The sequence below is a fragment of the Massilibacterium senegalense genome (assembly GCF_001375675.1).
Taxonomy (GTDB): Bacteria; Bacillota; Bacilli; order Bacillales; family Massilibacteriaceae; genus Massilibacterium; species Massilibacterium senegalense.
Genome location: NZ_LN831786.1, coordinates 1,180,871 through 1,195,533, shown reverse-complemented (window position 1 = coordinate 1,195,533; position 14,663 = coordinate 1,180,871). Strand labels below are relative to the sequence as shown.

At 37.1% G+C, this 14,663-nt stretch carries 13 protein-coding genes, 1 other RNA gene and 1 other annotated feature; of the genes, 12 read left to right on the top strand and 2 right to left on the bottom strand.

Features of this window, described 5'->3' with window-relative positions:
* Positions 1–16: 16 nt before the first annotated feature.
* From BN1372_RS09380 to BN1372_RS09345, 8 genes are all read left to right on the top strand, one after another.
* Positions 17–538: an adenine phosphoribosyltransferase gene (locus BN1372_RS09380; protein WP_062198841.1), complete on the top strand. Its 522-nt coding sequence runs from the start codon at positions 17–19 to the stop codon at positions 536–538.
* Between the two features lie 155 nt (positions 539–693).
* Positions 694–2,883 carry a RelA/SpoT family protein gene (locus BN1372_RS09375; RefSeq protein WP_062198839.1) on the top strand — a complete coding sequence of 730 codons (2,190 nt, stop codon included), beginning with the start codon at positions 694–696 and terminating at the stop codon, positions 2,881–2,883.
* Between the two features lie 16 nt (positions 2,884–2,899).
* Complete coding sequence (gene dtd / locus BN1372_RS09370; protein WP_062198837.1) at positions 2,900–3,340, top strand: D-aminoacyl-tRNA deacylase; 441 nt, start codon at positions 2,900–2,902, stop codon at positions 3,338–3,340.
* A 70-nt stretch (positions 3,341–3,410) separates the two neighbouring features.
* Positions 3,411–4,232 (top strand): hypothetical protein, encoded by an 822-nt coding sequence (locus BN1372_RS09365; RefSeq protein WP_062198835.1) that lies wholly within the window; start codon positions 3,411–3,413, stop codon positions 4,230–4,232.
* A gap of 55 nt (positions 4,233–4,287) precedes the next feature.
* Positions 4,288–4,503, top strand: a binding site (T-box leader).
* A gap of 51 nt (positions 4,504–4,554) precedes the next feature.
* Positions 4,555–5,835, top strand: coding sequence for a histidine--tRNA ligase (gene hisS, locus BN1372_RS09360; protein WP_062198833.1), 1,281 nt, complete (start codon positions 4,555–4,557; stop codon positions 5,833–5,835).
* Entirely contained in the window at positions 5,832–7,607 is a 1,776-nt protein-coding gene (gene aspS, locus BN1372_RS09355) for an aspartate--tRNA ligase (RefSeq protein ID WP_062198831.1), read from the top strand. The genes hisS and aspS overlap by 4 nt, the downstream gene beginning before the upstream one ends.
* A 183-nt stretch (positions 7,608–7,790) precedes the next feature.
* Positions 7,791–7,969: non-coding RNA, 6S RNA (gene ssrS, locus BN1372_RS09350), on the top strand.
* Between the two features lie 133 nt (positions 7,970–8,102).
* A complete protein-coding gene (locus BN1372_RS09345) occupies positions 8,103–8,843 on the top strand; it encodes a tRNA threonylcarbamoyladenosine dehydratase (RefSeq protein WP_062198829.1) in 741 nt (246 codons plus the stop codon).
* 142 nt (positions 8,844–8,985) lie between these two features.
* On the opposite strand, the gene BN1372_RS09340 is transcribed toward BN1372_RS09345, so the two are convergent.
* Both BN1372_RS09340 and BN1372_RS09335 read right to left on the bottom strand, forming a co-directional pair.
* Positions 8,986–9,603 (bottom strand): RsfA family transcriptional regulator, encoded by a 618-nt coding sequence (locus BN1372_RS09340; RefSeq protein WP_062201251.1) that lies wholly within the window; start codon positions 9,601–9,603, stop codon positions 8,986–8,988.
* Positions 9,604–9,680: 77 nt separating this feature from the next.
* Complete coding sequence (locus BN1372_RS09335) at positions 9,681–11,027, bottom strand: replication-associated recombination protein A (RefSeq protein WP_062198827.1); 1,347 nt, start codon at positions 11,025–11,027, stop codon at positions 9,681–9,683.
* A gap of 165 nt (positions 11,028–11,192) precedes the next feature.
* On the opposite strand from BN1372_RS09335, the gene cymR reads away from it, so the two are divergent.
* From cymR to BN1372_RS09315, 4 genes are all read left to right on the top strand, one after another.
* Positions 11,193–11,612 (top strand): cysteine metabolism transcriptional regulator CymR, encoded by a 420-nt coding sequence (cymR, locus tag BN1372_RS09330; RefSeq protein ID WP_062198825.1) that lies wholly within the window; start codon positions 11,193–11,195, stop codon positions 11,610–11,612.
* Between the two features lie 30 nt (positions 11,613–11,642).
* The gene (locus BN1372_RS09325; RefSeq protein WP_062198824.1) at positions 11,643–12,779 is read left to right on the top strand and encodes a cysteine desulfurase family protein; all 1,137 of its coding nucleotides are present in this window, start codon (positions 11,643–11,645) and stop codon (positions 12,777–12,779) included.
* A 14-nt stretch (positions 12,780–12,793) separates the two neighbouring features.
* Complete coding sequence (gene mnmA / locus BN1372_RS09320) at positions 12,794–13,906, top strand: tRNA 2-thiouridine(34) synthase MnmA (RefSeq protein WP_062198822.1); 1,113 nt, start codon at positions 12,794–12,796, stop codon at positions 13,904–13,906.
* A gap of 72 nt (positions 13,907–13,978) precedes the next feature.
* Positions 13,979–14,647, top strand: coding sequence for a tetratricopeptide repeat protein (locus BN1372_RS09315; RefSeq protein ID WP_062198820.1), 669 nt, complete (start codon positions 13,979–13,981; stop codon positions 14,645–14,647).
* The last annotated feature ends 16 nt before the right edge of the window (positions 14,648–14,663 follow it).

The window sequence follows — 14,663 nt, the reverse complement described above, 5'->3', positions numbered from 1 at the left end:
GTAGGAGGATTATACAATGGATTTAAAAGAATATATTACAATTGTGCCTGATTTTCCAGTAGAAGGAATCAGTTTTAAAGATATTACGACGTTAATGCAAAATAAAGATGCCTATCAATATGCCATCAATCAAATTTGCCAGTTTGCAGAAGATAAACAAGTAGATGTTGTAGTTGGTCCAGAAGCCCGTGGATTTGTTGTTGGCTGCCCTGTGGCGTATTCTTTAGGGAAAGGGTTTGTTCCTGTGCGTAAGGAAGGAAAGCTTCCACGTGAAGTCGTAAAGGTTGATTACGGACTGGAATATGGGGTAGATGCACTTGCTTTACATAAAGATAGTATTCAAAAAGGCCAACGCGTGTTAATTACGGATGATTTATTAGCAACGGGTGGAACGATTGAAGCAACCATTCAATTAGTGGAAAAAATAGGTGGGGTAGTAGTAGGAATTGCTTTCCTCATTGAATTAACAGATTTAAAAGGGCGACAAAAAATTGGGGATGGATACGACGTATTATCGTTAATGAAATATCCATCTTAAGGAAAAATATAGAGGGCTGTCTTGTGGCAGTCCTTGTTTTTGTGATTAAATGGACAAAAAGAATTGTTTTTTCGACATTTTTTTGTCTTTGTCTTTACAAGTTTTCAAAATTTAAAGATAATAAAAGCAATATATTTTAAAGCAAAGGTGATCGAATGGCGAAAGAAGAAGTGTTAACCATTGATGATGTGCTAGAAATGGCGCGTCTATATTTGTCAGAAGAAGATATACAGTTTATTGAACGAGCTTATATATACTCGCGAGATGCGCATGTAGGTCAATACCGGAAGTCTGGTGAGCCATATATTTTACATCCCATCCAAGTCGCTGGTATATTAGTTGGATTAAAAATGGATCCGATGACTGTTTCAGCAGGTTTATTGCACGATGTGGTGGAAGATACGTCGATTACATTAGAAGATTTAGAACAAGAATTTAACCATGAAGTGGCGATGCTTGTGGATGGCGTGACGAAGCTTGGAAAAATCAAGTATAAGTCAAAAGAAGAACAACAAGCAGAAAATCATCGAAAAATGTTTGTAGCAATGGCACAAGACATTCGAGTCATCTTAATTAAACTCGCCGATCGCCTTCATAATATGAGAACATTGCAACATCTGCCACCAGAAAAGCAACGAAGAATTTCTAACGAAACGCTTGAAATTTTTGCTCCGTTGGCACATCGTTTAGGTATTTCAACAATAAAATGGGAACTAGAAGATACGGCACTTCGTTATTTGAATCCACAGCAATATTATCGAATCGTTAATTTAATGAAACGAAAACGAGCGGAACGTGAACAATATATTCAAGAAGTCATTGATGAAATTAAACTGCGCTTAGATGAACTGTCTATTGATGCCGATATTTACGGACGACCGAAACATATTTATAGTATTTATCGAAAAATGGTGTTACAAAATAAACAGTTTAACGAAATTTATGATTTGTTAGCTGTTCGGGTAATTGTAAAAAGCATTAAAGATTGTTATGCCGTTTTAGGAATTATTCATACATGTTGGAAACCGATGCCTGGTCGCTTTAAAGATTATATTGCGATGCCGAAAGCAAATATGTATCAATCGCTTCATACAACGGTTATCGGTCCAAAAGGGGAACCATTAGAAGTTCAAATTCGAACAAAAGAAATGCATTCGATTGCAGAATACGGAATTGCTGCGCATTGGGCGTATAAAGAAGGAAAAACAAACAATCAATCGTTTCAAAAGAAAATTGCTTGGTTTAAAGAAATTTTAGAATGGCAAAACGATTCAATGGATGCGGAAGAATTTATGGAATCGTTGAAAATTGACTTGTTTTCCGATATGGTATTTGTATTTACGCCAAAAGGAGATGTCGTAGAATTACCAAAAGGCTCTGTACCAATTGACTTTGCTTATCGAATCCATTCGGAAATCGGAAACAAGTGTATTGGTGCAAAAGTAAACGGTCGAATTGTACCGCTTGATTATCAATTAAAAACCGGAGAAATTGTAGAAGTATTAACATCGAAACATTCTTACGGTCCAAGTCAAGACTGGTTAAAATTAGCACAAAGTTCCCAAGCAAAAAATAAAATCCGTCAATTTTTTAAACGACAACGTCGCGATGAAAATATTGCAAAAGGTCGCGAACTCATCGAAAAAGAGTTGAAAGCACAAAACTTTGATGCGAAAGAATTAATGACAGATGAAAAACTTGCGGATGTGGCGAAAAAATTCAACTTCACGAATGTAGAAGATATGTTAGTGGCAGTTGGGTTTAATGGATTGACGTCGAAGCAAGTAGTTACCCGTTTAACAGAAAAAATTCGTCAAAAAAATACGGAAACGAAAGAGTTATTAGAACAAGTTACCCAGGATTCCAGTAAACAAGAACATCGTCATAAAAAAGCAACGCTTGGCGTCCGAGTAAAAGGCATTGACAATTTACTTATTCGAATGGCTCGATGCTGCAATCCGGTGCCAGGGGATGATATTATCGGATTTATTACGAAAGGACGCGGCGTTTCCATCCATCGTACCGATTGTCCGAACATTCAAGATGGATTGGCGAAGGAACGATTATTAGAAGTAGAATGGGAAAACAATGAAAATAGTAATAAAGTGTACGATGTAGACATTGAAATTATGGGATATGATCGTAGAGGTTTACTAAATGAAGTATTACAAGTTGTGTATGATACGAAAACAAGTCTATCCTCTGTTTCTGGCAAATCTGATCGCAATAAGGTGGTCCAAATTCATATGACGATTGCGATTCAAAATATTAGTCATCTGCATAAAATCGTCGCTCGAATTAAACAAATTCCAGACGTTTATTCTGTGAGAAGAATTGTGCAGTAATTAAAGGAGTTTCAAAGTGAAAATTGTTATTCAACGCGCAAAATATGCAAAAGTGACAGTAGACAATGAAATAGTTGGTCAAATCGAAAAAGGATTAATGATTTTAGTTGGTGTGACGCATGAAGATACGATAGAAGATGCTAAATACGTAGCAGAAAAAGCGGTCCACCTTCGCATTTTTGAAGATGAATCTGAAAAAATGAACTTATCTGTAAAAGATATCGGTGGTCAAATTTTAAGTGTCTCTCAATTTACGTTATACGGGGATTGTAGAAAAGGGCGCCGTCCAAACTTTATGGCGGCAGCAAAACCAGAAGTAGCAGAAAAGTTGTACGAAGCATTTAATGAAGCTATTCGCGCACACGGGGTTCCGGTTGAAACAGGTCGTTTCGGTGCGATGATGGACATTACGTTTACTAATGATGGCCCTGTTACGTTAATCGTAGAAAGTAAATAGAGAATGAATCAAACTCCTTCATTTTTCAAACGGAAAATGAAGGAGTTTTTTAGGATAGGGGAGATACGGCATGTTAAAACAAGGCATCATCCTTGCTGGCATTGTTTCGATTTTATTAGCGGGGTTTACGATATATCTTTCATGGAAAGAACAACCAGAACAAGATACCCCAACTTCGACTACAAAAGAAAAGCCATTGTATACGGATGTTTCCACACAAGACCCAGACTATCCAATGATTGTTTGGGCAACTGAAAAAGGAATCGTGCAATCAGATGAATCTGGTCATCTAAATCGAGAAGAAAAAGTATCGGAAGCAACTTTTTTAAAAAGTATAGCTATTTATTATGGATTACTAAAAAAAGAGCAATCGGTAGGAGAGGAAGCAGTATATGAAACATTAGCTCCTTATCACTTACCATTAGTCGAAGGAAAAACGAAAGGAACGGAGCCTGTCACAAACGGGAAAGCTGCAACTCTTTTTTTATATTTAAATGGTGAATTATATACAAAAGAAGAAGCAGCAGTGAAGAAATTAATAGATACGCAAATTTTTGCACAAGATACAAAATCAATGGACCTGTTAACGAAAGAAACATTGATTCGTTCGTTATATACGTGGAATAAACAAGGAAAACGAAAAATAAATGAGATAGTAACAGAGAAGGCGATGGAAAGTACAGAGAAAAAACAAAAGGAACCACCTACTCCAACAGAAGAAAAAGTAGATGAAGTATTGCCAACAGAAAAGCAAGACAATGTACCACCAAAAGTACCGACACCACCGACAGAACCAACAAAACCTACGACAATTGAAGAACAAAAATGGGATTCGTCTTTTATAAAAGAGCCTAACAGCCCACAATCTCCATCACAAACGGAAAAAGAATAATGCCGCTTATCTTGACAAAATAGTCAACTATTCGTAAGATAAAAAACGATACATATTCGTACCGTTAAAGGAGAGAAGTAGGTAAGACCCGCTTGGTTAGAGAGGAAATGTCATGGCTGAAAACATTTCTCCAATGCGACTTATTGAAAAACACTCCATAGGTTTAATTCTGAATAAAGTAGGAATTAACGTATTCAGGCGTTAACTGAAAGTGGAAGCAAAGATGCTTCAATTAGGGTGGTACCACGGGAAATAAACTCTCGTCCCTTCATCGGGGATGAGAGTTTTTTATATTTGTAAAAAAAAGCAAGGAGGATGAAACGTGTCCATTCAAATCCCACGCGGAACACAAGATATTTTACCAGAACAATCGAAACAGTGGCAATATATTGAACAATTTTCCAGAAATATGTGTGGAGCTTATCAATATCATGAAATTCGGACGCCAATTTTTGAACATACCGAGCTTTTTAGCCGAGGTGTGGGAGATACAACAGACATCGTACAAAAAGAAATGTACACTTTTGAAGACCGCGGTGGTAGAAGTTTAACCCTTCGTCCGGAAGGAACAGCTGCGGTTGTGCGAGCGTTTGTAGAGAAAAAATTATATGGCTTACCGGACCAACCAACAAAATTATATTATACAGGTCCAATGTTTCGGTATGAGCGTCAACAAAAAGGCCGCTATCGTCAATTTGTTCAGTTTGGCGTAGAAGCGCTTGGAAGTCAAGATCCGGCAATTGATGCAGAAGTAATTAGCCTGGCAATGAATACGTTTAAAGGGCTTGGTTTACAAGAGCTTGTCCTAAAAATTAATTCACTAGGTGATACAGAAAGTCGCCTTGCTCATAGACAAGCATTAATCAATCATTTTCAACCACATATTCACGAGTTTTGTGAAGATTGTAAAGGACGTTTGGAAAAAAATCCATTACGTATTTTAGATTGTAAAGTTGATCATAAACATCCATTAATGCAAACAGCACCATCGATTTTAGATTATTTGAATGAAGAATCGAAACGATATTTTGAAAAGGTGCTTGGTTACTTAGATGTATTAGGGATTGAATATGAAGTAGATTCAACGCTTGTACGTGGTTTAGATTACTACAATCACACAGCGTTTGAAATTATGAGTAAAGCACGAGGATTCGGTTCTATTACGACTCTTTGTGGCGGTGGTCGTTACAATGGATTAGTAGAAGATTTAGGGGGACCAGAAACGCCTGGAATTGGGTATGCTTTTAGTATTGAACGTATTTTATTAGCGTTAGAAGCAGAAAAACAAACGTTACCAGTCATGCAAAAAATGGATGCTTACATTATCGCATTAGGGGAAGAAGCAACAGAAAAAGCAGTGAAAATTCTTCAAACAATGCGACTTGCAGGTATTTCTTGTGATAAAGATTACCAGCAGAAAAAAATGAAAGCACAATTTAAACAAGCAGATCGGTTACAAGCAACGTTTGTGATTGTTATTGGAGAAGAAGAATTACAAAAAGAAAAAGCAGTCGTGAAAAAACTAGCAACTGGTGAACAAACAGAAGTGGCATTTGCCGATTTACTTTCTTATATGAAACAAGCTAAGGAGGAAAAAGAATGATTGGTCGTACACATCGTTGTGGAGAGCTTCGTGAAGCTCATGTAGGAGAAGAAGTACAATTAAAAGGTTGGGTGCAAAAGCGTCGTGATTTAGGGAGCGTAATTTTCATCGATTTACGTGACCGCATGGGGGTCGTACAAATCGTATGTAACCCAGAAATTTCAGCAAAAGCACATGAAGTAGCAGAAAAGGTTCGTAATGAATATGTACTAGATATTAAAGGAACAGTGGTAAAACGTGACCCAAGTACAGTAAACGAAAACATTGCAACAGGTGCTATCGAAGTACATGTTCAAGATGTAGAAATTTTAAATGAAGCAAAAACACCACCGTTCCCAATTGAAAATAACATTGAAGTATCAGAAGATGTTCGGTTAAAATACCGTTATTTAGACTTACGTCGTCCGGAAATGTTAGAAACATTTAAATTACGTCATCGTATTACAAAAATGATGCGTGACTTTTTAGATGAACAAGAATTTTTTGAAGTGGAAACACCAATTTTAACAAAAAGTACGCCAGAAGGAGCACGTGATTATTTAGTTCCATCTCGTGTCCATCCAGGAGAATTTTATGCCTTACCACAATCTCCACAATTATTTAAACAATTGTTAATGGTTTCTGGTTTTGAACGTTATTATCAAGTAGCTCGTTGTTTCCGTGATGAAGATTTACGTGCAGATCGTCAACCAGAATTTACACAATTAGATATTGAAGCATCTTTTCTAGATAAAGAAGATTTACTTCCAATGATGGAAGAAATGATGAAAAAAATCATGAAAGAAGTAAAAGGGATGGATATTGAAACACCATTCCCACGCTTAAAATATGTAGATGCAATGAACCGTTTTGGTAGTGATAAACCAGATACACGTTTTGGTATGGAGCTTGTCGATGTAACAGAAATTGTGCAAGACTCTGACTTTAAAGTGTTTGCCTCTGTAGCTAAATCAGGAAATCCGGTAAAAGGGATTTGCGTCAAAGGTGGAAATGAAAAATTCACACGTAGTGAAATTGACGGCTTCTTAGATTATGTGAAAATTTACGGAGCAAAAGGGTTAGCATGGATTAAAGTAGAAGAAGACGGCTTAAAAGGTCCAATTGCAAAATTCTTTAACGATGAAGAAAAACAAGCGTTACTAGAAGCATTCGGTGCAGAAGCAGGTGATTTATTATTATTCGTTGCTGATAAAGCAAAAGTAGTATATGATTCCCTCGGTAACTTACGTTTAAAATTAGGAAAACAATTAGGATTAATCGATGAGTCGAAATTTAATTTCTTATGGGTAACAGAATTCCCACTTGTTTCTTACGACGAAGAAGCAAAACGGTACGTAGCAGAACATCATCCGTTTACACGTCCAATGGATGAAGACCTAGAATATTTAGAAACAGATCCTTCAAAAGTTCGTGCACAAGCGTATGACCTTGTGTTAAACGGATACGAACTTGGCGGTGGTTCACAACGGATTTACAACCGAGATGTACAAATGAAAATGTTTGCTGCGTTAGGATTTACAGAAGAACGTGCACGGGAACAATTTGGCTTCTTATTAGATGCATTTGAATATGGTACTCCACCACATGGCGGTATTGCTCTTGGATTAGACCGATTAATTATGATTTTAACTGGTCGTGCTAACTTGCGTGATACAATCGCATTTCCGAAAACAGCAAGCGCTAGTTGCTTAATGACAAGCGCACCTGATGAAGTAAGTACGGAACAATTGGTAGAATTAAACCTTCGTCCAATCGTACAACAAGATAAATAAAAGTAAAAAAGTGCTTGAAAATAGCGCTAGCCTTTCTTTGATTTTTCGAGGAAGGGCTAGTGGCTTCTTTGTTTTTTATTTGTGGATGAAAAAAGGGAAAGCACTTTCGATTTGGAAAACATAACATATTGCATTCTAAAAATTCATATGCTATGATAACTACAGAAACAAAAAGTGAATAAAAGAGTCCTGAAGTGTACGATTGATTCTTTATGTTTTGAGCCAACACCAATTAATCGGGAGTCTGCGTCTTTGTTCGGAATACATGCCCCAACATCGGGGACGTAGGAACAATAAAGTAGGACACCCACCTGCGAGGGCAGGTTCAAAACGTAAGAAGCACCGGCACCATTGGGACTCTTTTTCTTTACGTTTAAATCAGATTAAATAGATATGATTTTAATATATTTAAAATAAATCATCTAATAGCAGTATGTTTGATGATACACATAGGATAGTGCAATAGGTGATTGGAACATAAATGGAGTGGTGAATGTGTTACATCAATTTTCAAGAAACGAACTTGTATTCGGAAAAGAAGGACTAGAAACATTGGCAAACAGTACGGTGTGTGTGCTTGGTGTTGGTGGAGTTGGTTCATTTGCTGCAGAAGCACTTGCACGAAGCGGGATTGGTCGAATTATTTTAATCGATAAGGATGATATTGATATTACAAATGTAAATCGTCAAATTCATGCGTTGTTGTCTACCGTTGGACGTCCGAAAGTAGAAGTGATGAAAGAAAGAATCACAGATATTAATCCAGCTTGTGAAGTGATTGCATTACAAATGTTTTATACAGAGGAAACGTATGAGCAGCTGTTTGCGTACCCACTTGATTTTGTTATTGATGCATCTGACACGATTACATATAAAATTCACTTAATGAAAGAATGTTTAAAACGAAACATTCCGATTATTTCAAGCATGGGTGCAGCGAATAAAATGGATCCTACTCGTTTTCAAATAGCCGATATTTCCAAAACAAGTTACGACCCAATTGCAAAAGTAATCCGAACAAAATTACGCAAAGAAGGAATCATAAAAGGAGTTCCGGTCGTATTTTCTGATGAACCACCGATCAAACAACGAAAAGATGTATTAAAAGAAGTGGGCAATCAAGATGCTACGATAAGAAAAGCAAAACTTCCACCAGCTTCCAATGCATTCGTTCCTTCCGTAGCTGGATTAATAGCAGCTAGTTACGTTGTAAGAGAATTGTTGAAACAAGTATAAGAATAGAAAAGCGCAAAGAAAGAGGACAAAAATAACTTGTTCTCTTTCTTTTTTTGACATGATAGATAATCTGAACATTTAAATGATTGTATAGATAAATAAAAAAGTACACCACTTTGAAAAAAGTGATGTACCACTCCATTTATTTTGCTAATTTTTCTAAATTCCCATTTTTCTCCATTCGGAATGTTGTTTTTGGTTCTTCTTCCGTAAACAAGACCATTTTACGAGCGCGTTCCATAATTTCCATAAACGATTGGTAATCTTCTTGAATGGTTTGATAGTCATGTTCTAGTTTTTCTTTTTCTTGCTCTAATAAAGAAATACGTTCTTGCATCATCCGATTGTTCATCATGAGTTGATCATTTTCTACTTTTAATGTTGTCGTATGTGTGGAATCATAGTCTAACTGTTGTAAAAATTGAATAATATCGTGTAACGTCATGGTAGATGATGGTTGTTCAGTCGCAACAGGAATGGTCGGTGCCATCACCGGATAAGAACTAGCTACTTCTTGTTGTTGTTTTAATTTTCTTTTTCGTTCTTTTCGTTGTTTTTTTGCTAGTTCAATTGCTTCTGTATAATCATTACGCACCACTGCATTCCAACGAAATCCACATGCAGCACTCGTCCTATTTAATACATCTCCTACTTCTTCAAATGCATTTAATTGGGTGCTTCCTTCCCGAATATGACGGAGGACAGTTTCTGCTAATAATAAATCATTTTCTTCCGTCCAAGCATCTTGTCTTACTTTCAACATATTCATCTCCTTTAAAACAAGTATTTATCTATCATCTTGTCCTAAATTTGAAGATTTATACAAACATATAAGATTCATATTTCTTTCTTTTTTTGTTGCTTTATTCGTTCCATAAAAAAATCCAGTCTTTTTTGAATGTTTCGTTCTAAGCCGCGTCCTGATGGCTGGTACAATTTTAAGCCACGCACATCTTCTGGTAAATAATCTTGCGGAACGAAGCCATCTGAGAAATCATGTGGATATAAGTAACCGATACCATACCCTAGTTCTTTTGCACCTTTATAATGGGCATCTCGTAAATGATAGGGAACACTAGCATTTGTCGTTTGTTTCATTACTGACAGGGCTTTATCAATTCCTTTAATCATCGCATTACTTTTCGGTGCTGTTGCGATATAAACAGCGGCTTCTGCTAATACTAAACGGGCTTCAGGCATGCCGATATATTCCGTTGCATAACATGCTGCATGGGCAATTAATAAGGCATTTGGGTCTGCAAGGCCAACATCTTCCGCTGCATGGATGAAAATACGTCTTGCAATAAAAGATGGATCTTCACCGGCATAAATCATTTTTGCTAACCAATAGAGCGTTGCATCAGGGTCGCTTCCTCTCATACTTTTAATAAAGGCAGAAACCGTATCATAATGTTCATTTCCTTGTTTATCATATCCAAGGACTCGCTGCTGAATGGACTCTTCTGCTATTCCTTTTGTAATATGAATCGTACCATCTTTTGTTCGATCCGTCGTTAAAACGGCTAATTCTAGCGCATTTAAGGCGTTTCTAGCATCCCCACCCGCAACACGAGCAATATGTAGGAGTGCTTCTTCTTCGTATGTAATGGAATCATTTCCAAACCCTCGTTCTTTATCTGTTAGAGTATCTTTTAAAAGTTTGATAATATCTTCTTCTGTTAACGATTGAAAGCGGAATAAGCGAGAGCGAGATAACAAAGCGTGATTAATTTCAAACATGGGACTTTCTGTCGTTGCCCCGATTAAAATAATCGTTCCATCTTCTACATATGGTAATAATGCATCTTGCTGGGATTTATTGAAACGATGAATTTCATCAATAAATAATACCGTTTTTTGTTGATCGTATTTTAAGCGTTCTTGTGCCTCTTTCACTACTATTCGAATATCGTTAATGCCACTTGTGACCGCGTTTAATTGAGAAAAATGGGCTTTTGTCGATTGGGCAATAATTTTTGCTAACGTCGTTTTTCCTGTTCCCGGAGGACCAAAAAAAATCATTGGTGTTAATCGGTCCGCTTTAATTGCCCGGTAAAGCAGTTTGTCCTTTCCAACAATATGTTGTTGTCCGACAAATTGTTCTAACGTTTGGGGACGCATGCGAAAAGCAAGCGGACGATTGTCTTGTTTTTCGGTTTCATTTGTAAAGTCAAATAAATCCATCGCGTTTCACCTCTCTATTCTTCAATCAAAGCATACATAAGACCATTCTTCAATGCAAGAAGTTGCCTTTTCATGCTATAATGCTAAAAGATATACTGATAACCATATCAATTTGATATGCTTTAAATGGAAAACAATGATGATTAGTTAGGAGTGTATGAATGTATGAAGATTTCGACGAAAGGTCGTTACGGATTAACCATTATGATTTCTTTAGCAAAAAATGTTGGCGGTGGCCCAACGAGTTTGAAATCTATTGCGCAAGCACATGATTTATCTGAACATTATCTAGAACAATTAATCGCTCCACTTCGCAATGCAGGGTTAGTAAAAAGTATTCGCGGGGCGTATGGTGGGTATATTTTAGCAAAGGATGCAAAAAACATTACAGCAGGCGATATTATCCGTGTGTTAGAAGGGCCGATTAGCCCAGTTGAAGTGTTAGAAGACGAAGAACCAGCGAAACGAGATTTATGGATTAAAATTCGCGATGCGGTGAAAGAAGTATTAGATAACACAACATTAGAAGATTTAGCAAATTATGAAGATGATACGGAACAACAAGCGTATATGTTTTATATTTAATGGTAGTACGAAAGAAAGGAAGTTACAAAAATGATTTATGTGGACCACGCTGCAACGTCACCGACACACCCAAAAGTGGTAGAAACGATGTTGCCTTTTTTTACAGAAACATTCGGCAACCCATCGAGTATTCATCAAGTTGGTCGTAAAACAAGAGGAGCCATAGACCGTGCTCGAAATGAAATTAGTCAAGCAATTGGTGCAAATGAAAAAGAAATTGTCTTCACTAGTGGTGGAACAGAAGCGGACAATACGGCATTAATTGGAGTGATGCTTGCCAATCAAAACAAAGGAAAGCATTTGATTACGACGGAAATTGAACATCATGCTATTCTTCATACGTGTAAATTTCTTGAAAAAGAAGGATTTCACGTTACGTATTTACCAGTGGATGAAAACGGACAAGTGTCTGTAGAAGATGTAAAAAAAGCGGTGACGGATGAGACGGTACTTGTGTCGATTATGTATGGGAATAACGAGGTCGGGACATTACAACCGATTCGAGAAATTGGTCAATTTCTAAAAGAAAACTCGATTTACTTTCATTCCGATGCCGTCCAAGCGTTCGGAACGATGCCTATCGATGTTGATGATCTGTATGTAGATTTAATGTCTGTTTCTGCGCATAAGTTTAATGGTCCTAAAGGAGTTGGCTTTTTATATGTACGAAAAGGGATAATATGGTCCCCTTTTCTCCATGGCGGCGATCAAGAAAGAAAACGTCGTGCAGGTACAGAAAATGTTCCTGGCATTATAGGAATGGCAAAAGCCGTCCAATTAGCGAGTGAGCAAGCTGCTTCTAAACGAGCGTTATTTGAATCGTTTCGTCAAGTGCTCCAGCAAACGTTTCAAGAAAGTGGCATTCGTTACGTTCAGAATGGACATGACGAACAATATTTACCACATGTGTTCAACGTTAGTTTTCTAGGTGTAAAAGCAGAAGTGATGCTTGTTAATTTAGATTTGGCTGGGATTGCAGCGTCGAGTGGGTCTGCATGTACAGCAGGTGCAGTCGATCCTTCACATGTGTTAGTAAGTATGTTTAAAGGAGAACAAGAGCGAATAAATTCTGCCATTCGTTTTAGTTTTGGTTACGGAAATACAATAGAAGAAATCCGTTCCGTTGCACAAAAAACGGTAGAAATCGTAAAAAGACTGCAAAAGTAAAAGAAGGTGAAAGTATGATAAAAAAACCGGAAGAAACACGTGTTGTAATCGGGATGAGCGGTGGAGTAGATTCGTCAGTTGCTGCGTTGTTATTAAAACAACAAGGATATGATGTAATAGGTATTTTTATGAAAAACTGGGATGACACAGATGAATCAGGCATTTGTACGGCAACAGAAGATTATGAAGATGTGATTCGTGTTTGTAATCAAATTGGCATCCCTTATTATGCCGTTAATTTTGAAAAAGAATATTGGGACAAAGTGTTTACGTATTTTCTTGAGGAATATAAAGCTGGACGAACACCTAATCCGGATGTCATGTGTAATAAAGAAATTAAATTTAAAGCCTTTTTAGACCATGCCTTAGCACTCGGAGCAGATTTTGTTGCGACAGGGCATTATGCTCGTGTAGAGTTTCAAGATGGAGAGTATAAAATGCTCCGTGGACGAGATGAAAATAAAGACCAAACGTATTTTTTAAATCAATTAAATCAACAACAATTATCCAAAACGATGTTTCCAATTGGTCATCTCGAAAAAAAACAAGTGCGGGAAATTGCATTGCAATATGATTTAGCGACAGCAAAGAAAAAAGATAGTACAGGTATTTGTTTTATCGGCGAGCGAAACTTCAAACAATTTTTAAGTGAATACTTACCAGCGAAAAAAGGGAACATGCAAACGTTACAAGGTGAAATAAAAGGGGAACATGACGGTCTTATGTATTATACTATTGGGCAGCGTCACGGATTAGGTATTGGCGGGGATGGTGACCCTTGGTTTGTTGTTGGGAAAAATGTAAAAGAAAATATTTTATATATCGAACAAGGATTCCATCATGAAGCGTTGTACTCGGAATCATTACGAGCAAATAAAGTTAGTTTTACGAGCGAAAAGCTAAAACCGACAACGTTTACATGTACAGCAAAATTCCGCTATCGACAACCAGATCGTGAAGTTACGGTACATCTCGAAAAAAACGATACTGTATGGGTGGAATTTAAAGAGCCACAGCGGGCCATTACGAAAGGACAATCCGTTGTCTTTTATGATGGAGATGAATGTCTTGGTGGTGGGACAATTGATGAAGTATATAAAGATGAAAAGCCACTTTGGTATATGTAAAGAAATGTTCCTCAATGCGAATGTATTGAGGAATTTCGTGTTTTTTTCTAAAAAGAAGAAAGGTGATGAGAAATGGACGCATTACAACAAGGTATTGAAAGTATGAAAAAAGGGAAGTTAGAAGAAGCAGCAAAATTTTTTAATGAAGCAATTGAAAAAGAGCCGAATAATCCGACTGGGTGGATTAATTTTGGAAACTTACTGTTAGCTGGAGAGGATATGGAACGTGCGATTGTTTTTTTTGAAAAGGCGTTAGAAATCGATCCGCTTGCAGCAGCAGCTAACTATGGGTTAGGAAATGCCTATTATCAAATGGGGCGTTATTCAGACGCCGAACGATTTTTTCAACAAGCAATTAGTCAAGGATTAAAAGAAGCAGATACGTATTTTATGTTAGGTATGTCTTTATATCAACAAGAAAAAGGATTAATTGCATTAGCACATTTTCAACGGGCTGTGGAATTAAACGACGCGGATATGGATGCTCGTTTTCAATATGGATTATGTTTAGCACAAACAGGGCAAATCGATAACGCTATTCAAGAATTGATGGTAGTCATTAAGCAACACCCAGATCACGCCGATGCGTATTATAATTTAGGTGTGGCCTATATGCATAAAGAAGAAGCGGAACAAGCAAAAAGTATGTTTGAACAAGCGTTACACGTTCAACCTGATCATTTATTAGCGGGGCACGGCAAAAAACAAATCGAGCAATTTTTACAAATGAAAAACAAGTAAACGAATGGAGGAATTT

Bases quoted from the DNA above. Each gene is read 5' to 3' on its own strand.
- BN1372_RS09365 (WP_062198835.1), top strand. From the start codon at position 3,411: ATGTTAAAACAAGGCATCATCCTTGCTGGCATTGTTTCGATTTTATTA.
- aspS (WP_062198831.1), top strand. From the start codon at position 5,832: ATGATTGGTCGTACACATCGTTGTGGAGAGCTTCGTGAAGCTCATGTA.
- mnmA (WP_062198822.1), top strand. From the start codon at position 12,794: ATGATAAAAAAACCGGAAGAAACACGTGTTGTAATCGGGATGAGCGGT.
- cymR (WP_062198825.1), top strand. From the start codon at position 11,193: ATGAAGATTTCGACGAAAGGTCGTTACGGATTAACCATTATGATTTCT.
- BN1372_RS09325 (WP_062198824.1), top strand. From the start codon at position 11,643: ATGATTTATGTGGACCACGCTGCAACGTCACCGACACACCCAAAAGTG.
- BN1372_RS09375 (WP_062198839.1), top strand. From the start codon at position 694: ATGGCGAAAGAAGAAGTGTTAACCATTGATGATGTGCTAGAAATGGCG.
- BN1372_RS09380 (WP_062198841.1), top strand. From the start codon at position 17: ATGGATTTAAAAGAATATATTACAATTGTGCCTGATTTTCCAGTAGAA.
- BN1372_RS09335 (WP_062198827.1), bottom strand. From the start codon at position 11,027: ATGGATTTATTTGACTTTACAAATGAAACCGAAAAACAAGACAATCGT.
- BN1372_RS09315 (WP_062198820.1), top strand. From the start codon at position 13,979: ATGGACGCATTACAACAAGGTATTGAAAGTATGAAAAAAGGGAAGTTA.